The sequence below is a fragment of the Kitasatospora sp. NBC_01287 genome, assembly GCF_026340565.1.
Taxonomy (GTDB): Bacteria; Actinomycetota; Actinomycetes; order Streptomycetales; family Streptomycetaceae; genus Kitasatospora.
Map to the genome: position 1 here is coordinate 1,844,265 of NZ_JAPEPB010000001.1, position 17,303 is coordinate 1,861,567.

At 71.6% G+C, this 17,303-nt stretch carries 16 protein-coding genes and 1 pseudogene; 9 read left to right on the forward strand and 8 right to left on the reverse strand.

Annotation, left to right across the window (positions count from 1 at the left end; genetic code table 11):
- Window positions 1–124: 124 nt before the first annotated feature.
- Both OG455_RS07575 and OG455_RS07580 read right to left on the reverse strand, forming a co-directional pair.
- Window positions 125–1,693 (reverse strand): MFS transporter, encoded by a 1,569-nt coding sequence (locus OG455_RS07575; protein WP_266291491.1) that lies wholly within the window; start codon window positions 1,691–1,693, stop codon window positions 125–127.
- A gap of 18 nt (window positions 1,694–1,711) precedes the next feature.
- A complete protein-coding gene (locus OG455_RS07580) occupies window positions 1,712–2,671 on the reverse strand; it encodes a TIGR03619 family F420-dependent LLM class oxidoreductase (protein WP_266291492.1) in 960 nt (319 codons plus the stop codon).
- A gap of 216 nt (window positions 2,672–2,887) precedes the next feature.
- On the opposite strand from OG455_RS07580, the gene OG455_RS07585 reads away from it, so the two are divergent.
- The gene (locus OG455_RS07585) at window positions 2,888–3,355 is read left to right on the forward strand and encodes a nuclear transport factor 2 family protein (RefSeq protein ID WP_266291493.1); all 468 of its coding nucleotides are present in this window, start codon (window positions 2,888–2,890) and stop codon (window positions 3,353–3,355) included.
- Window positions 3,356–3,530: 175 nt separating this feature from the next.
- Here the strand turns inward: OG455_RS07585 and OG455_RS07590 are convergent, their stop codons facing one another.
- The 3 genes from OG455_RS07590 to OG455_RS07600 all read right to left on the reverse strand — a co-directional run bounded on the left by OG455_RS07590 (window position 3,531) and on the right by OG455_RS07600 (window position 6,643).
- Window positions 3,531–4,202: a response regulator transcription factor gene (locus OG455_RS07590; protein ID WP_266291494.1), complete on the reverse strand. Its 672-nt coding sequence runs from the start codon at window positions 4,200–4,202 to the stop codon at window positions 3,531–3,533.
- Window positions 4,203–4,329: 127 nt separating this feature from the next.
- Window positions 4,330–5,439, reverse strand: a complete 1,110-nt coding sequence (locus OG455_RS07595) for a hypothetical protein (RefSeq protein ID WP_266291495.1) — start codon at window positions 5,437–5,439, stop codon at window positions 4,330–4,332.
- A 136-nt stretch (window positions 5,440–5,575) separates the two neighbouring features.
- Complete coding sequence (locus OG455_RS07600) at window positions 5,576–6,643, reverse strand: RNA ligase (ATP) (protein ID WP_266291496.1); 1,068 nt, start codon at window positions 6,641–6,643, stop codon at window positions 5,576–5,578.
- 436 nt (window positions 6,644–7,079) lie between these two features.
- Here OG455_RS07600 and modA point away from each other — a divergent pair, with 436 nt between their 5' ends.
- From modA to OG455_RS07620, 4 genes and pseudogenes are all read left to right on the forward strand, one after another.
- Window positions 7,080–7,943 carry a molybdate ABC transporter substrate-binding protein gene (modA, locus tag OG455_RS07605; RefSeq protein WP_266291497.1) on the forward strand — a complete coding sequence of 288 codons (864 nt, stop codon included), beginning with the start codon at window positions 7,080–7,082 and terminating at the stop codon, window positions 7,941–7,943.
- An 11-nt stretch (window positions 7,944–7,954) separates the two neighbouring features.
- Complete coding sequence (gene modB, locus OG455_RS07610) at window positions 7,955–8,746, forward strand: molybdate ABC transporter permease subunit (protein WP_266291498.1); 792 nt, start codon at window positions 7,955–7,957, stop codon at window positions 8,744–8,746.
- Window positions 8,743–9,834, forward strand: coding sequence for an ABC transporter ATP-binding protein (locus tag OG455_RS07615; RefSeq protein ID WP_266291499.1), 1,092 nt, complete (start codon window positions 8,743–8,745; stop codon window positions 9,832–9,834). The genes modB and OG455_RS07615 overlap by 4 nt, the downstream gene beginning before the upstream one ends.
- 93 nt (window positions 9,835–9,927) lie before the next feature.
- Window positions 9,928–10,573, forward strand: a pseudogene (locus tag OG455_RS07620) (transposase); the annotation flags it as partial.
- 82 nt (window positions 10,574–10,655) lie between these two features.
- Here OG455_RS07620 and OG455_RS07625 read toward each other — a convergent pair.
- Both OG455_RS07625 and OG455_RS07630 read right to left on the reverse strand, forming a co-directional pair.
- Window positions 10,656–11,225 (reverse strand): Fic family protein, encoded by a 570-nt coding sequence (locus OG455_RS07625; protein WP_266291500.1) that lies wholly within the window; start codon window positions 11,223–11,225, stop codon window positions 10,656–10,658.
- Window positions 11,222–11,929 (reverse strand): excisionase family DNA-binding protein, encoded by a 708-nt coding sequence (locus OG455_RS07630; RefSeq protein WP_266291501.1) that lies wholly within the window; start codon window positions 11,927–11,929, stop codon window positions 11,222–11,224. Before OG455_RS07630 ends, OG455_RS07625 begins: the two co-directional genes overlap by 4 nt.
- Window positions 11,930–12,446: 517 nt before the next feature.
- On the opposite strand from OG455_RS07630, the gene OG455_RS07635 reads away from it, so the two are divergent.
- The 4 genes from OG455_RS07635 to OG455_RS07650 all read left to right on the forward strand — a co-directional run bounded on the left by OG455_RS07635 (window position 12,447) and on the right by OG455_RS07650 (window position 16,057).
- On the forward strand, window positions 12,447–12,956 hold the full coding sequence (locus tag OG455_RS07635; protein WP_266291502.1) for a hypothetical protein: 510 nt from the start codon (window positions 12,447–12,449) through the stop codon (window positions 12,954–12,956).
- An 816-nt stretch (window positions 12,957–13,772) separates the two neighbouring features.
- The gene (locus tag OG455_RS07640; RefSeq protein ID WP_266291503.1) at window positions 13,773–14,306 is read left to right on the forward strand and encodes a hypothetical protein; all 534 of its coding nucleotides are present in this window, start codon (window positions 13,773–13,775) and stop codon (window positions 14,304–14,306) included.
- Window positions 14,293–14,835, forward strand: coding sequence for an ImmA/IrrE family metallo-endopeptidase (locus OG455_RS07645; RefSeq protein ID WP_266291504.1), 543 nt, complete (start codon window positions 14,293–14,295; stop codon window positions 14,833–14,835). Before OG455_RS07640 ends, OG455_RS07645 begins: the two co-directional genes overlap by 14 nt.
- Window positions 14,836–14,842: 7 nt before the next feature.
- Window positions 14,843–16,057 carry an MAB_1171c family putative transporter gene (locus OG455_RS07650; protein ID WP_323185635.1) on the forward strand — a complete coding sequence of 405 codons (1,215 nt, stop codon included), beginning with the start codon at window positions 14,843–14,845 and terminating at the stop codon, window positions 16,055–16,057.
- Between the two features lie 61 nt (window positions 16,058–16,118).
- On the opposite strand, the gene OG455_RS07655 is transcribed toward OG455_RS07650, so the two are convergent.
- Window positions 16,119–17,249, reverse strand: coding sequence for a transglycosylase family protein (locus OG455_RS07655; RefSeq protein WP_266300692.1), 1,131 nt, complete (start codon window positions 17,247–17,249; stop codon window positions 16,119–16,121).
- Between the last annotated feature and the right edge of the window lie 54 nt (window positions 17,250–17,303).

Consider the following 17,303-nt stretch of genomic DNA (forward strand, 5'->3'; position numbering starts at 1 on the left):
GCCTCGGCCTGCGGGTGCTCGACCGACCGTCACCGGAAGTCGACCGGGCCGACCTCCAGGGCAACACACCGGCAGCACCAGCAGCGCCAGCAGTACGAGCAGCACCGGACGTCCGCGGTGGCGACTACCGGCCGCCTCCCCCGCCGCGCGGCAGCAGGAGTGCGAGCGCGGCGGTGGTGACCAGCAGCAGCGCGGCACCGATCAGCAGCACGGCGTGCAGGCCCGCCAGGAAGCCCGGGCTGCCGGCGATCAGCGCGCCGAAGACCGCCACCCCGATGGCACCGCCGAGTTGGCGGGCCGAGTTGAGGATGCCCGAGGCCAGTCCGGCCCGCTCGGTGTCCACGGCGGCCAGCATCGCGCAGGTCAGCGGCGGCACCGCGAGGCCCACGCCGATGCCGAGCGGCACCAGCAGGGCGAGCAGCGGCAGCGTCGGGGTGTGCGGTCCGACCACCAGCAGCGCCAGCAGGCCCAGCGCCAGCACCAGTTGACCCAGGATCAGCGGCGCCTTCGGTCCCCGTCGGCAGGTGAGCGCGCCGGCCACCAGGTTGACCACCGTGGTCAGCGCGGTCATCGGGATGAACATCAGACCGGCGGTCAGCGCCGAGGCGCCGCGCTCCTGCTGGAAGAAGAGGGTGAGGACGAAGACCAGGCCGTAGTACGAGAAGTTGAGCGCGAAGCCGATCGCGGTGCAGAGGGCCACCGCGCGGTCCCGGAAGAGGGCGAGCGGGACGGCCGGGCGGCGCTGGCGGCGCTCGATCAGCACGAACGCGGTGCCCGACGCGCCGCAGAGCAGCAGGGCCAGCACGGTGCGCGGGGAGCCGTAGCCGTGGGTACCGCCGTCGATGACCGCGAAGACCAGTGCCGCCACGGCCAGGCCCACCGCCGACTGGCCGCCGAGGTCCAGCGGTGCTCGGTCGCCGCCCGGACATCGGTCCCGCGTCCTGGCCCGTGAGCCGCCGCCCGGCGGCCGGGCCGCCCGCGCCAGCGTCAACAGGGCCAGCACGCCCAGCGGCAGGCTGACCAGGCAGCTGAGAAAGACCCAGCGCCAGCCGAACGCGCTGGTCAACGCCCCGCCCAGGACCGGCCCCCCGGCGATCGCCACTCCCCCGCCGGCCATCCAGCGGGTGATCGCGCGGGCCCGCTCCACCGGGTCGGGGTAGGCCTGGCTGACCAGCGCCAGCGAGGCCGGCAGCATGATCGCCGCGCCGGCGCCCTGCACCGCCCGGGCCGCGATCAGCGTGCCCAGGTCAGGGGCCAGCCCGCAGACCACGGAGGTGAGGCCGAAGAGCACCAGCCCGGCCCCGAGGGCGCGCACCGCGCCGATCCGGTCGGCCAGGGTGCCCGCCCAGAGCAGCAGCGCCGCGAAGACCAGGGTGTAGGAGTCGGCGACCCACTGCGGGCCGGCGACCTGGTCGTGCCAGTGCCGGCCGATGGCGGGCAGGGCGACGTTCACCAAGGTCGTGTCGGAGATGGTGAGGAAGAAGCCGAGGGTGAAGACGGCCAGCGCGACGGCGGCGGCACCGGGGCGGACGGACGGGGCGACGGACGGACCGCGGGATGGACCGGCCGACGGGCCGGCCGACGGGCCGGCCGACGGACTGCGGGACGCGGACGGGCGGGATCCGCTCGCCGGGCCGGGTGCGAGCCGGCGGGGCGGGGACTGGCGCGGCGTCAGGTGGCGTAACGAGAGCATGCCGAGGCCTGCCCCCGGTCACGATCCTCCCGTGGGCGCCAGGGCTGTCAGCGCCTGGAGCACCGTGGCCAGCGGGAGGGCGGGGTCCGCCTGCTCGCCGACGATGGCCGGGTCGAAGTTGAAGTCGAGGAACGCCTCGCTCGCGCCCGCCTCGCGCAGCCGCCGGAGATCGGCGGCGATCTGGGCCGGGTCGCCGTGGAGGAGCCCGCGCCCGGGGCCCCGCGCGGCACCGATGAAGATCTTCGCGCGGATCACGATCCGGACCCCCGCCGGGTCCTTGCCCGCCCGCTCGGCGGCCACGCGTACGGCGCGCGCGGCCCGCTCGACCAGTTCGACGCTGACCGTGCCAGGACTGAGCCAGCCCTGGGCGAGCCGGCCCGCCCGCTCGAAGGCCCGGTCGACCGAGCCGCCGAGCAGCAGCGGAAAGGCCGCCTGGACCGGTCGCGGACGGACCAGGGTGCGCGGCAGCTCGGTGAACTCGCCCTTGAACTCGGCGATCTCCTGCTCCCACATCAGCCGAATGACCTCGATGTACTCCAGGGCGCGACCGAGCCGCCGCTCCGGCGGCACACCGGTGGCCAGGTACTCGGCCTCCGACCAGCCCTGCGCGAGGCCCGCGTCGAGCCGGCCGCCGGAGACCTGGTCGAGCTGGATCAGCTGCTTGGCCAGCACGGCGGGCGCGAAGAAGGGCGCGTTCACCACCGAGAGGCCGAGCCGGATCCGCCGGGTGGCGCCCGCCAGGTGGGCCAGGCTGATCAGCGGTTCGGCCGAACCGTTGTAGAACCCCCCGGAGCCGGACCGACCCTGCCCACCCGAGCCGGCCGGCCCGTCGGCGACCGGGACCAGCAGGCGGCTGAAGGTCCAGAGCGAGTGGTAGCCGAGCTCCTCGGCCCGCCGCGCCACCGCCAGCTGCGCCTGCGGCGTGGCCCAGGCCCCGGACTGCGGTACCCCTACCCCGAGCAGCAGGTTGTCGGTCATCGCCACTCTCCTAGCGCCGTTACTGAGTGCCTGCTGTAAACGTTGGCACGACAGTAAGTCAGCTATTGAATGACGGGCGAATATGAAGGTACCTGGGTACTTCGTTACCGACAGAACGTCATTTTCGCAGACACATTTACTGTATTGTTGACAATTAATGACGCTAGGTGTGTATTGGGCTCCAAGGTATTGGCCGCCCACCCTTCGGAGTGACCCGTGAGCACCCGTGATGACGTGATCGAGACCACCGTTCGGATGTGCTGGTACACCGACCTGCGCGCCTGGGACCGGCTCGGCGAGGTGATGGCCGAGAAGGTCGCGCTGGACTACTCCAGCTTCGGCGTCGGCGCCCCGACGGAGGTCGGCCGCGGCGACCTGATCGCCTCCTGGCGCTCACTGCTCGGCGGCCTGAAGGCCACCCAGCACATCCTGACCAACCACCTGGTCACCCGCGACGGCGACCAGGCGATCTGCACCGCGCATTTCCAGGCGACCCACATCGCCGACATCGGCCTCGGCGAGAACACCTACACGCTCGGTGGCCGCTACAAGTTCGGCCTGCGGCTGACCGAGCAGACCTGGCTGATCGAGTCCATCGTGATGACCGCGATCTGGGCCAAGGGCAACCGGGAGATCTTCAGCGTGGCCCAGGCCGCCCAGGCGGAGCAGGCCGACCACCACTGAGCACCGCCGCTGAGCAGCACCACTGAGCAGCACCGCTGAGCAGCACCACTGAACACCACCGCTGAGCACCGCGACCGAGCACAGCCGCTGAGCACCGCGACCGAGCACCGCCGCGGCCGGTCCACGAGCTGGGCCGGCCGCGGCGGCGCGCCCGGGCCGCGCCGCTGCCGGCTCCTCAGGTCGCGCCGCCCGGCACCACCAGGCCCGTCTCGTAGGCGAGCACCACGGCCTGGGCCCGGCTGGAGAGGCTCAGCTTGGCCATGATCCGGTTGAGGTGCGTCTTGACCGTCGCGACGCTGACCACCAGCCGCCCGGCGATCTCCGGGTTCGACAGGCCCTGGCCGACCAGGCGCAGCACGTCCAACTCCCGGCTGGTGAGCGGGTCGAGTCCGGGCGGCGGCGGGGCACCGCGGCCGGCGGCGCGGTGCGCGTAGGCCTCGATCAGCCGGCAGACCACCGTGGGGGCGAAGAGCATGTCCCCGGCGGCCACCGTCTCCACGGCCGCCAGCAGCCGCTCCGGCGGGGTGTCCTTGAGCAGGAACCCCGCCGCCCCGGCGCGCAGCGCGGCGTAGACGTACTCGTCAAGGTCGAAGGTGGTCAGGATGATGATCCGGGGCCGCGGCTCCGCCGCCCCGGTCAGGATCCGGGTGGTCGCGGTGATGCCGTCCATGCCGGGCATCCGGATGTCCATCAGGACGATGTCCGGGTGCTCCGCCGCGGCCAGGGCCACCGCCTCCTCACCCCCGGCGGCCTCGCCGACCACCTCCATCCCCGGCGCGGCCCGCAGCAGCGCGGCGAGCCCCACCCTGATCAGCACCTGGTCGTCCACCACCAGCACGCGCGTCATGCCCGTGACCCTCCCCCGTCAGCGGCACAGTTGGCCGGACCACTGTATTGCTTGACGGGAGCATGCGGTGGCACCCCTGCCGGTCCGGGGCCCGCTCGTTCCCCCATCCACCAGGTGCCGGTCGGTCTCAGTCGTAGTCGCTGCCGCTGACCGCCCAGGCGAGGCCGGTGGCCGGGTCCTCCAGAGCGAGGTGCAGGTGCCAGACCTCGTCGGCCGGTTCGCACCAGGTGAAGCAGCGCATCCGGGCCACCAGCGCGGCCACCGCGTTGATCCGGGGCAGCGCCGCGGGCCCGGGCCGCCCGGCGGGCCCGGACGCGCCCGACGCGCCGGCCGGGGCGGACGCGACGGGCAGCGCGGACGCGACGGGCGGGACCTGCCGCACGGGCGGGACCGGCCGCACGGACGGCGTGACCATCGCCGCCAGCACCCGCCAGACCGCCAGTCGCCCTCGTGCCGCACCGCCGGAGCGACCGTAGGCACCGGCCCCGGAGCCGGCCCGGACCAGGGCGGGATAGGCGGCGGCGAACGGGAGGTAGCCCGCGGTGGCATCGGCGTGCGGCACACCGGCGGCGGCGAACAGCGCCGCCGCCTGCGGGGCGGTGCCGCGCACGCAGCGGGCGTCGAGCCAGCCGCAGAGCCCGCGCAGGGCGGCGGTGGCCGGCTGCTCGGGACCGGCCGCCGCGGCGGGTCCGGGCGTGGTCAGCCGGACCGGGCCCAGCCCTTCGCGGCTGTCGGGCAGCGGGAAGTGCGGGGTGGCCGCGCCATCGGCCCGGTAGGCGCTCACCCGGTCGGCGCGCTCCCAGCCCGCCTGCTCCCACGGGAGCAGCGTGAGCGGGGCCAGGGTCGGCCGGAACGCGGTCTGCTGGTCCGTCAGGTCCTCGCCGAGCAGCACCCGGGTGTGCGCCATCAGGGTGCGCACCGGCTCGGGCAGCGGCAGCGGTGCCAGCACCGACCAGGGCTGACGGGCCGCCAGCACCTCCCAGAGCGGGCCCACCCAGCCGTCCCGCTCACCGGCCGCCGCACCAGGTCCGGCGGCCGGATCGAAGAGCGCGGCGGCGATCGGCGCCGGGGCACCGAGGGCGATCTCATGGCCGAGGGCGGCGGTGCGCCGGACCGCCACCTGCTCGCCGGCCCGCGCGGCGATCTCCGCCCGGGTGCGCCGGTAGCTGCCGAGCAGCCGGGCCCAGCGGCCGTCGGCCTCCGCTTCGCGGACCGTCGGGTCCTCGTGCGTGATCATATTTGTCAGCGTACGGTCCACCCGGCGCCGTCCGCTGGCACTGCGCCGGCCCGGTGCGTCGCCGCCGGCGCGGCGCCCACCGGGCACCGGGCACCGGGCACCGGGCACCGGGCACCGTCCCAGGAGCAGCGGCGACCTACTCGTACTCGGTGCCGCCCTTGCGGGTCAGGTAGGCGCCGCTGACCACTTTGGCGATCGCGCGGCCACCGAGCACCGTGCTGTGCCGCTCGACCAGCGGCCGGATCACCACGCCCTCGCGCAGGTGCAGCGACCTGCCCGAGACCGTCTCCCGGCCCTCGGCCCGGTCCAGCACCACGGCCGGGTCGAACGGCCCGCGCCACAGCTCCGGCACCAGCGGCAGCTGCCCGCCCAGCAGCTCGGCGGCGGAGAGCCAGCGCAGTTGACCGTCGATCAGGGCCGAGACGTCGAAGACCGCGTAGCCCGGCAGTTCGGTGCGGCCCGAGCTGCCGTAGGTCAGGTCCTGCACGCCCGCGCCGAAGACCTCGCCGAAGACGCCGACCCTCTCGGCCCCCAGCTGCCGGGCCAGCCGCTCGGCCACCGCGGGGACGCCGTGCGCGCGCACCGCCCGCCAGTAGAGGTTGCGGTCGTCGGCCTTCAGTGCCAGGTGCTGCGCGCCGATGCCCTTGGAGGAGACCTGCACCTGGCCGGTGTCGGCGTGGTAGGTCAGCAGGCAGCAACTGCCGTGCAGCTTCTCGGTCAGCACGACCTGCTCGCCCGGCTCGAAGATGTCGGGGAACCGCTGCAGGTTCTCGATGTCGACCCAGGGCAGCAGCTCCGGTGCCGACTCGACCTCGCCGTTCATCGCGGTCGGGATCGGCGGCTGCCACTTGGTGATTCCCAACTGCTCGGCGAAGTCGCGGCCCTGGGCGGCGGCCTCCGCGAGGTCGGTGCCGGCCACGGCGCGCGGCAGGCAGACGATGCCCTGGGAGAGCTCGCCGCGCAGCCGGACCGCCTTCACCCGGTTGGCACCGGAGCCGGCCAGTCTGCCGGTCAGGCCCAGTTCCTCGACCAGCGCGGCGGGCAGCACCGCCTGCTCGGGGATGTAGAGCGCGTACTCACCGGTGCGGTAGGCGCCCTTGGCGACCACCGCGCGGTAGAGGCCGACCTGGGCCAGCTCCAGCGCGTCGGCGTTCGGATGGTCGAGCACGGTCAGCCGCTCGGCGGTGACCCGCAACGTGGACATCGGCTTCCCTCCCCCTTCGGTCGTTCCCGCAGGCCTGCTCCGCGGCCTGCTCCGCGACCTACTCTGCTGCTCGCGGCGCTGCTCCGGCCAGCGGTTTTCGGCTCGCCGGCCTGCCCTCCGCGGGCACCCGAGGGGGCCCGCCCCACCGTTCGCACAGGCGGTCGGGGCCTCGGGGGGCGGACACGCTGTGCAAAGGCACAAGGGATTTCAGGCTTGCATCTGCGGCACTATGATCGCCACAACGCCCGCAGATACGAGCACATCAGGCTCAGTCGCCCCTCTGGTCACTGCCCACCGGCAGTCCCTCAGGCGCGCTGGGCCCTTGTGCGCGTCCGGCGGCACCAGGGTCGCCCCCTTCCGTCGCGCAGCGCGGCGGACCGGCCCGCACCTGACCGCACCGCCGTGCCCTCGTGGGGCCCGGCAGGAGGGGAACAGCATGACCACCACCCGGATCCGCACCGCCGCCGCCACGCTCGCCGCGCTCGCCCTGGCGGGCGGCCTGGCCGCCTGCGGCAGCTCCTCGAAGTCGACCAGCAGCGCCGGTTCGTCGTCGCCCTCGTCCTCCGGGCCGGCCATCACCGGCACGATCACCGTCTTCGCCGCCTCCTCGCTGCAGGACACCTTCACCTCGCTCGGCAAGAGCTTCGAGGCCGCCCACCCCGGCACCACGGTGAAGTTCAACTTCGGCGGCAGCTCCGCGCTGGCCCAGAGCATCGTCTCGGGCGCGCCGGCCGACGTCTTCGCCGCCGCCTCGCCGGCCACCATGAAGACCGTGACCGACGCCAAGGACGCCGCGGGCACCCCGACCGTCTTCGTCCGCAACACCCTGGAGATCGCGGTCCCCAAGGGCAACCCGAAGAACCTCACCTCGCTCCAGGCGCTGGCCGCCCCGGGCGTCAAGGTGGCGCTCTGCGCGCAGCAGGTGCCGTGCGGCGCGGCGGCGGTGACCGCGCTCAAGGCGGGCAACGTGAACCTGACCCCGGTCACCCTGGAGCAGGACGTCAAGAGCGCGCTGACCAAGGTCGAACTCGGTGAGGTGGACGCCTCGATCGTCTACCAGACCGATGTGAAGGCGGCCGGCGGCAAGGTGGACGGGGTGAACTTCCCCGAGGCCGCCAAGGCGATCAACGACTACCCGATCGCCGACCTGGCCAAGGCCCCGAACCCGGCCGGCGCCCAGGCCTTCGAGCAGTACGTCGAGTCGCCGGCCGGCATCGCGGTGCTCACGGCGGCGGGGTTCCAGACCCCGGGCACCGCCACCTCCGCCGCCGCCGGCTCCCCGTCGCCCTCGGCCTCCTGAGGACGTCGCACATGAGTAGGCGCGCCTCCCGGATCCCGCTCGCCCTGCTGCTGCCGGCCCTGCTCGGGCTGCTCTTCCTGGTGATGCCGCTGGTGGGCCTGCTGGTCAAGGCCCCCTGGCGGTCGCTGCCCGAGCAGCTGTCCAGCGCCGAGGTCTGGGAGGCGCTCCGGCTCTCGCTGATCTGCGCCACCGCCGCCACCGCGGTGTCGCTGGTCCTGGGGGTGCCGCTGGCCTGGCTGCTGGCGCGCACCGAGTTCCCCGGGCGCCGGGTGATCCGTGCCCTGGTGACGCTGCCGCTGGTGCTGCCCCCGGTCGTCGGGGGTGTGGCGCTGCTGCTGGTGCTGGGCCGCAACGGGATCGTCGGCCGCTGGCTGGACTCCGCGTTCGGCATCACACTGCCCTTCACCACCCCCGGCGTGGTGGTGGCCGAGGCCTTCGTCGCGATGCCGTTCCTGGTGATCAGCGTCGAAGGCGCGCTGCGGGCCGCCGATCCGCGCTACGAGGAGGCGGCGGCCACCCTGGGCGCCTCCCGGCTGACGGCGTTCCGGCGGGTCACCCTGCCGCTGATCGCCCCCGGCGTGGCGGCCGGATCGGTGCTGGCCTGGGCCCGCGCGCTCGGTGAGTTCGGTGCCACGATCACCTTCGCCGGCAACTTCCCCGGCACCACCCAGACCATGCCGCTGGCGGTCTACCTGGCGCTGGAGAGCGATCCCGAGGCGGCGATCGCGCTCAGTCTGGTGCTGCTCGCGGTCTCGATCGCGGTCCTGGTGGGCCTGCGCGGACGGTGGATGAGCACGTCATGACGGATCGTCAGATGATCGCGGAGGAAGGCCCGACGAGCGCGCTCGACGCCCATCTGCGGGTCGAACGGCCCGGCTTCACCCTGGACCTGGAGCTGAGCTGCGCCGCCGGCGAGGTGGTCGCCCTGCTCGGCCCGAACGGCGCCGGCAAGTCCACCGCGCTGCGCGCGCTGGCCGGGCTGCTGCCGCTCAGCGGCGGCCACCTGCGGCTGGACGGGACCGTCCTGGAGGAACCGGGCGCCGGTCGGCACACGCCCGCCGAACGGCGCCCGGTGGGCGTGGTGTTCCAGGACTACCTGCTCTTCCCGCACCTGAGCGCGCTGGACAACGTCGGCTTCGGCCTGCGCTGCCGGGGCGCCTCGAAGCAGGAGTCCCGCGCCGAGGCGGCCACCTGGCTGGAGCGGATGGGTCTGGCCGACCACGCCGCCGCCCGCCCGGGCAAGCTCTCGGGCGGGCAGGCGCAGCGGGTGGCGCTGGCCCGGGCGCTGGCGGTGCGGCCCCGGCTGCTGCTGCTCGACGAACCGCTGGCCGCGCTCGACGCCCGCACCCGGCTGGACGTCCGCTCCCAACTGCGGCGGCACCTGGCCGAGTTCGAGGCCGTCGCGGTCCTGGTGACGCACGACCCGCTGGACGCGATGGTGCTGGCCGACCGGCTGGTGGTGATCGAGGACGGCGCCGAGGTGCAGTCCGGCACCCCGACCGAGGTCGCCCGCCGACCGCGCACCGACTACATCGCCCGCCTGGTGGGCCTGAACCTCTACCAGGGCACCGGCGAGGGGCGTCTGGTGAAGCTACCGGACGGCGCGGTGGTGGAGGCGGCCGAGGAGGTCTCCGGGCCCGCCTTCGTGGCCTTCGCCCCCGCCGCGGTGACCCTCTACCGCGAGCGGCCGACCGCCAGCGCCCGCAACCTCTGGGAGTTGACGGTGACGGGCCTGGACCTGCACGGCGACCAGGTGCGGGCCGAGCTGGCCGGCGCCCTGCCGCTGGCCGCCGACCTCACCCCGGCGGCGGCCGCCGAGCTCGACCTGAGCACGGGTGCCCGGGTCTGGGCCTCGGTGAAGGCCGTCCAGACACACGCCTACCCGGCCTGAGCCCGCTTCAGGGGTCTGTACCGTGAGCGGTGGGAACTTCCGGACAGGAAGCGTTAGTTGACGACTACCGTGACGGGTGAGACCGAAGCCGCTGTGGCGGCCGCGCCTGGAACTGCGGGCAATGTGTTGGATGTCGTGGATCGGGACCTGGTCGGGCAGTTGGTGGCCCAGGCCAAGGCCGGCGGGCTGAAGTTGACGGGCGAGGGCAGTCTGCTGGCCGAGCTGACCCGGCGGGTGCTGGAGTCGGCGCTCGAAGGTGAGATGACCGACCACCTGGGGCGTGGACGGCACGAGGTGACCGGCGGGGACGAGGTGCCCAACCACCGAAACGGGCATCGGATCAAGACGGTGACTACCGAGGTGGGGCCCGTCGAGATCTCGGTGCCTCGGGATCGGGAGGGGACGTTTGAGCCGCGGCTGGTCCGCAAGCGCCGGCGGCGCCTGTCCGGGGTGGACCAGATGGTGCTGTCGTTGTCCGCGAAGGGTCTGACTCACGGGGGAGATCTCCGTCCACCTGGGGGAGGTCTACGGCACCGAGGTCTCCAGGCAGACGATCTCCACGATCACCGGCAGCGTCGTGGCCGGCATGACGGAATGGCAGAACCGGCCCCTGGACGTCGTCCACCCGGTCGTGTTCATCGACTGTGTGCACGTGAAGGTGCGCGACGGCCAGGTGGCCGACCGGCCGCTCTACGTCGTGTTGACGGTCACCGCCGACGGAACCCGCGACATCCCGGGTCAAGTGGACGCTGCTCAAACGCGCTACGGATCATTGCGACAGGCTACAGACCGCCACCGACCAGGCCGAGCTGGTCGCATGCTCAGGCGGGGTGCACCAGGCCGTTGAGCATCTTCTCCAGCAAGTCGTTGTTCGCGTTGAAGCCGGCCACTGACGCGGCGATGTTCTCCTCTTGGTCCATGTCCTGCCAGGAGACGGCGTATCCGGCTTCGCGGGCGAGTTGGGCGAGGAAGGCAGGCTGGGTGCGGCCGTTGCCCTCCCGGAAGGCGTGGATGGCGTTCACGTCGCCGTACAGGTCGGCGAGGGCGCGGATGAACTCCGGGTGGTCCAAGCCTTGCAGGTGGTCGTTGTCGGCCAGATTGCGGAACACGTCTTCCGCGAACGAGACGATGTGGATCGACGGGCAGAACGACGTGCCTTTGGAAATCTCAATGGTGCGCAACTCCCCGGCCCACGGGTACACGCTCCCGAAGATCTGCCGGTGGAACGCTTGCAGGTGCGCGAGATCGTAGCTGCCGGGCAGCGGCTCGGCGTCCAGGATGGCGAGCTCCACCGCGGCGATGTCGGCTTCGGCCTCAGAGAGCTCGGCTGCGTCGGTGATGCCGAGGCTGTTTCGAAGGACGCCATTGGGCTCGCTGTAGGGGTCGGTCACTCAGCGACCTTGCGGGTGTAGCGGGTGAGGGCGCGGGCGCGCACGGCTGCGGCGTCGAGTTCTCCGCTTGCGTAGGCGTCAAGGTCGGCGGTGGTGTCTGCACTGACGCGCAGCCCCTCGGCTTCGGTGGAGCCGATGGCGGAGGCGACCGCCGCTTGGCGACGCTGAGCTTGCTCGTTCTGTTCGTGTCGCTGGTATCCCTCCAAGGATGCGACGTCCACACGGCGGTGGGTGCCGACCATGCGGAAGTCGATCGCACCCGTGTCGAGCAGCTTGACCAGGTGCGGCCGCGAAACGCCGAGGGCTTTCGCTGCCTGGATAGTGGATAGTTCCATGTTCTTGGCGATCACCTCGACGGCGCGGCCGGAGGCGATGAGCGCCATGGTCTCCATGAGGACCGCCAGGGCTTCGCGCGGCACCTCTATGGTGACCTTGCCCGCCTCGGCAACGGTGACGTGGAACGTCTCGGCCCTGCTTGTGAGGGCGTCACGCAGGCATGGCACGGCATCCTCGACGGTGCGCCTGCGCTGTTCTTTCCGCGCAGGCTGCGCTTGGGCCCCACGCAGTGCCAGTGGGCCCTCAAGAGGGCGCTTGCGCAACTTCTTTCGGGTGCCAGAGGTCTGCATCTCGTAGGCCAAGGTCGTCGCACTGTCGCCGGTGACGTGCTTCTTCTGCTTGATCGATTTCTGATTCTGGTGCGTCACGGGCATCTGCGTCCCCAGCTTCGAGTAGTTGCCGTCCGTCCTCAAGCATATGTAACAAGTGAATCAAGCGCAATATGTGCAACTACTTGGAGCGACGGCGCCGTCCCCTTGGGTTGCCGGAGGGAAGCCGCCCGCATGTCCTCCTCAGTCGGATGGGGAGGACCTGCCAGAGGCTCCAGGCCGACCCGCGGCGAACACGCGCGCCTCGCCCGCCACGCTGCCGCGCTGGGGCCAGGGAGCGCGTTCACGGGCGCCGTAGGCGCGGAAGATCGCGTTCAACTATCGGGGCCGTTCCGGCGGCCCTGAAGAGTCGAGCGCCGAAGGCCCCGACGGGCCGTCACCCGGGCCGCCTGCTCCGCCTTCGGCGGCGGATCGTGCCAGCCGTCCCACACGTCCGCGCCAGAGCGAGCACCGCTGGTGTCCCGCCGGGGAGTGAACCGCGGAGAAACGGCACGAATCCGTCCATGGGAGCGCTACGTTGGTGTCCCGTCACAGACCTTTGAGGAGAACCGGCGGCGTGACCAGCGAGCAGGATGCCATCAACACGGCCGTGGACGCCGTCGTCTCCGCAGTACGGGCCGGTGACACCGCCGCCCTGTACGAGGCCGTGATGCCACCGGCCGGCGAGAGAACGCCTCCCGACGAGGCCGCCAGGTGGTTCGGCTTGCTCCTGATCCACCTGGCGCTTGCCGCCTCGGCGGCCTGCGAGTTGGAACGGGGCTGTTCCCGGGAGGCCCTCTCGCGGTGGGTCACGGATGCGCTGGGCCCGCCGCCCACACCCGCACTGATCCGCGGCGCGGACCCCGCCCGCATCGACCACGTCGCCGCCGCCACTGCCGCGGCCGACCACGCCCGGTACGTCGGGTACACCATCGACCTGATGGGGGTGGGCCTTGCCACGCCGGGCGAGGACGTGGACACGCGGATCGTCGACGCCCACCAGGCGGCGACGAACGACAAGACGGCACGCATCAACGTGATCGCCCTGCTCGCCCGCCTCGCCGCCGCACCCTCCCGGCACGGGTGAGCCTGGGCGGCACCTTCGCTGTCGACGGCGGCTCCTGGCGCGGCTTCACAGGCACACGATCTGCATGAGACCTTTCTCGGGCCGGGGCGAGGACAAACCGAATGCCGTCCACCCGCGCTCGGGCGCCGCTGTTTCTACCGCCGCGAAGCGCCCGGCAGGACCCTCAGCAGTTCGACGACAGGGTGCACATTGCTTCCCGCCGAGCTGCAACAGCTCCTGCTCACCCACCTGCCGTCCGTCACTGGGGTGGAGTCGGTCGCCCCCTTGGGCCGCCCGGCCGTACGGGCTGGGCGTCACGATGGAGGGCGCCGGCGCCGGGCCCGCGGGCCACCAGCCAGGACAGAAGACGGATCGCGCTCCGCCCATGTGCCAGTTCGCGCCTCGGCAGCCGATCAGACGGTGCAGTGCACCAGCCGCCTGAGGACCCGAATGCCGCTTGTCAGCTCCGGGAATTGATGATGCCCTGGAGAACTGAAACCTCGTCACGGTAAGCACCGTCGTAGTACTAGGGCCTGTCGTCAAACCCCCTTCGTCGCCCGCAGGGCGGCTTGGCGTTCTTGGCACCTACGACACCACGAACGCGGAGTTCGCGACCGAGGGCCAGTCAACGACTTCCTACACCGCGGGTCGCTCGCCAACGGCACCGGCCACCACCTGCCGCCGCGGAACGCCGTCGTCGAGGTCAACAGCCTCCAGCACCGCCGAGCGATCCAGCGCCGAAGACCAGCTCGGTCCGCTGGATGAAGACGGGGCGGGTCGACCACCGGCTCGGAGCGATATGGTGGCCCCCAAGCACGGGCAAGGAGGTGGTGAACGATGGGGGACCGACCAGAAAAGCCGACGGCCAAGGACGGGGAGAGCGAGCAGGCTCCCGACCCCGAGGCGGTGTTGCTCGGCCAGCGCGTCGAATACCTGTTTGCATACGTGCAGCCCTTGGGGCGTCGATTCACACTCCAGGAGGTCATCAACGGCATCAAGTCGCAGGGCAGCCCCGGCGCGCCGAAACTCTCGGTCGGCCGCCTGTGGGCCCTGGTCAATGGCAAGGCAAGCAATCCCACGGTGGCATCGCTGCGCGCACTCGGCGACTTCTTCGGCGTGCCGCTCGGGTACTTCATCGACGACGACGTCGCGGCCCGGGTCTCCGCCCAGTTGGCGCTCATCGCGGCGATGCAAGCAAATGACGTACGCTCGGTGGCACTCCGTGCCGCTACAGTAGCCACGATGTCCACACAGGGCCTGGACATCGTGCGCTCGCTTGTGGAACAGGGCGGGGCACTCGAAGAGCACATGGGGAGGGGAACCGACTCCCCGACGGCATCGGGGAGCGCGCCTCAGGATGGACCACCGTGAACTACAGGCGTTAAAAGCACGTTGTGAAGTACTGCTGGAGATCCTGGACGTCCCGCGACCCATGGAGATCGAGGCTCTGTGCGCGTCGGTCGCCGAACAGCGCGGTCGGCCGCTGCGGTTGATCCCCATGCCGAGCACTGCGGGTGCACGAAGCTCGGTCTGCGGAATGTGGCTGTCGTTTCCGAACGCGGATCAGGTCTACTACACGCCGGTGACCAGTCCGTTGCACCAGACGCACATCATCCTGCACGAACTGGCCCATATGCTGTTGGACCATCAACAGAATTCCGCCGCGGCGCCGGCGGCCCTGAGCCAGCTCTTTCCCGACCTCGACCCGGCGATGGCCGCACGATTGCTGGCCCGAGGACGCTCGGAGGCCACCGACCGTCAGGAGCAGGAAGCCGAGCTGCTGGCCTCCCTGATGTGGCAGCGCTTCACCGCACCTCTGGTGGCCGGTGCCACGGCTTCACCCGAAGCTGCCGACACCCTCGCCCGGGTCATGGGTTCGTTCACCGGTCGGGAGGGGTGATCAGGCGATGAGACCGTTCGATCTGGTGGTGGTGCCACCAGTCTGGCTGATCACTCTCTGGAAGCTCCGAGGGCTCCGCACGGCACCACTCCACAGTCGTGCGTTGTGGGCCATGTGGGCCTTGTGTGCGATATCGTTCACCATCGGCGTGCCTGATGTCCGCCGGATGATCGACAATCTCGTCGGAATGCCGAGCTTCGCCAACCTGCCCGTTGCCATCCTCTCGCTCTGTGCCGCGACGGCCTTCTTCGAGTTCCTGCGGGAAGTGACGGGAAGCACGCCAGGTCGGCTAGCTCGCGCACGCTGGCCGCTCCTGGCCGCGTCCGCGATCGGCCTCACCATCACCTTCCTCGTACTCAAGCGCCCCGAGGACGACGCCGACCTGCTGACCGCTGATGTGAACGCTCCACTTGCGGGCGTGTACTGGACGATCTTCCTGACCTACGTGTCGGGGGCCATCGGCGGCTGCGCCCGGCTGGTCCTGCGCTACGGTCGGCACGCCTCGCCGGGGCCGCTCCGCACCTCCATGAGATTCCTCAGCGGGACCTGCGGCTTCGGACTCCTCTACGTGGTCCACCGGTTGGCCTATGTGGTCGCCAACGAGCTCGGCTGGCGCGGCCTGAACTCCTCGGCGGTCGTGGCCACCAGCCAGGTGCTACTGACGTGCGCTCTGCTCCTGTTCGTGTTGGGAATGACTTGGCCGAGCCTCGCCGAGCAGGCCCGCCGCTATCGGGCCCGGCGCGACGCCAGGACGATCCGCCCGCTATGGGAGCTGCTGCGGTCGGCGACACCCGAGGTGGTGCTGGCCCTTCCCGCCGAGCTTCAGCGCGATCCGGGGCTGGTGGTCTACCGCTATGTCATCGAGGTACGCGACAGCATCCTCGCCCTCGACGGCCACCTTCCGCCGCGGCGCCGAGCGGCGGCGGTGGAACTGCTGACCAAGGCCGGGCTGGCCGGGGAGGAGCTGGCGGTTGCGGTCGAGGCGGCTCTGCTGTGCTTCGCCGTCCGGGCGGAGCTGACCGGTGCACCGCCCCAGAACGCCGAGCAGACCCAGGTGGTGGGGATGGCGGACTTCGGCGCGGAGATCGCCTGGTTCCGGCGGGTCGCAGCCATGACGCACGAGCCGGCCGTCGCCTCGGCGGTCCGAACCCTGTGCCTGACCGCCGGCATCACCACCGATGATGGCCCGCCCGTTCCGGAACCGGTCTCCTGGGCACCCTGACAGATCAGGATGATCGGCTCGCCGGGGCCGTGACGCGGGCCCCGGCGAGCCGATCGGAGGCTCAGCCCTCGAACGCCGCGGCGGAGATGGAGCTGATGTGGCCGTTGCCGTCCAGCAGCGCGACGCCGGTCCAGGTGCCGTTGGTGTTGCGCTGGTTGTCGTACACCTTGCCGGCCGCCAGGGTCTGCACGTGCATGGTGCCGTCCGCCAGTCCGGCAGCCGAGACGCCGGTGATGTGGCCGTTGCCGTCCAGCAGCGCGACGCCGGCCCACGTGCCGTTGGTGTTGCGCTGGTTGTCGTACACCTGGCCGGCCGCCAAGGTCTGCACGTGCATGGTGCCGTCCGCCAACCCGGCGGCGGAGATCGCGCTGACCTGCCCACCACCGTCCAGCAGCGCCGCACCGGTCCACGTGCCGTCAGGGTTGCGCTGGTCGTCGTACACCTTGCCGGCCGCCAAGGTCTGCACGTGCAGCGTCCCGTCGGTCAGACCCGCGGCGGAGATCGCGCTGACCTGCCCACCACCGTCCAGCAGCGCCGCACCGGTCCACGTGCCGTCAGGGTTGCGCTGGTCGTCGTACACCTTGCCGGCCGCCAAGGTCTGCACGTGCATGGTGCCGTCCGCCAACCCGGCGGCGGAGATCGCGCTGACCTGCCCACCACCGTCCAGCAGCGCCGCACCGGTCCACGTGCCGTCAGGGTTGCGCTGGTCGTCATACACCTTGCCACCGGCCAGCGTGTCGACGTGGAACGTACCGTCGGTCAGCGCCGCGGTCGCGATCTGGGTGATCTGACCGTTGCCGTCCAACAGCGACACCCCACCCCAACTACCATCCGCGTTACGCTGGTTGTCGTACACATCGCCGTTCACCAACGTGTCCACCCGCATCGGGAACGGGTCGGTGTGGTCGGCACCGAGAGCATACTGGCGGCCACAGTTGGGCCACCCACTCTGCTGGCCCTGAACAGCCAGCACCTTCTGGGCGATGATGATCTGCTGCGCCTCGGTGGCCAGGTTGGCAGTCGGCGCGTAATGCTGCCCGCCGTACGCGTTCCAGGTGGGGGCGTCGAACTGCAGGCCACCGTAGTAGGTCACTCCGCCGAGCGTATCGACGATGCTCCAGTTCCCGCTGCTCTCACAGGACGCGACCTTCTCCCAGGTGCCGACAGAAGCCGCATACGCCGAGTCGGCCACAGCGGCGGTCCAGGAGAGTGCGGCGGCGGTGACAGCCAGGGCTACGGCAAGACG

Excerpts from the sequence above, each read along its gene's own strand:
- OG455_RS07575 (WP_266291491.1), bottom strand. The coding sequence starts at position 1,693 with ATGCTCTCGTTACGCCACCTGACGCCGCGCCAGTCCCCGCCCCGCCGG.
- modA (WP_266291497.1), top strand. The coding sequence starts at position 7,080 with ATGACCACCACCCGGATCCGCACCGCCGCCGCCACGCTCGCCGCGCTC.
- modB (WP_266291498.1), top strand. The coding sequence starts at position 7,955 with ATGAGTAGGCGCGCCTCCCGGATCCCGCTCGCCCTGCTGCTGCCGGCC.
- OG455_RS07645 (WP_266291504.1), top strand. The coding sequence starts at position 14,293 with ATGGACCACCGTGAACTACAGGCGTTAAAAGCACGTTGTGAAGTACTG.
- OG455_RS07640 (WP_266291503.1), top strand. The coding sequence starts at position 13,773 with ATGGGGGACCGACCAGAAAAGCCGACGGCCAAGGACGGGGAGAGCGAG.
- OG455_RS07650 (WP_323185635.1), top strand. The coding sequence starts at position 14,843 with ATGAGACCGTTCGATCTGGTGGTGGTGCCACCAGTCTGGCTGATCACT.
- OG455_RS07590 (WP_266291494.1), bottom strand. The coding sequence starts at position 4,202 with ATGACGCGCGTGCTGGTGGTGGACGACCAGGTGCTGATCAGGGTGGGG.
- OG455_RS07580 (WP_266291492.1), bottom strand. The coding sequence starts at position 2,671 with ATGACCGACAACCTGCTGCTCGGGGTAGGGGTACCGCAGTCCGGGGCC.
- OG455_RS07600 (WP_266291496.1), bottom strand. The coding sequence starts at position 6,643 with ATGTCCACGTTGCGGGTCACCGCCGAGCGGCTGACCGTGCTCGACCAT.
- OG455_RS07595 (WP_266291495.1), bottom strand. The coding sequence starts at position 5,439 with ATGATCACGCACGAGGACCCGACGGTCCGCGAAGCGGAGGCCGACGGC.
- OG455_RS07615 (WP_266291499.1), top strand. The coding sequence starts at position 8,743 with ATGACGGATCGTCAGATGATCGCGGAGGAAGGCCCGACGAGCGCGCTC.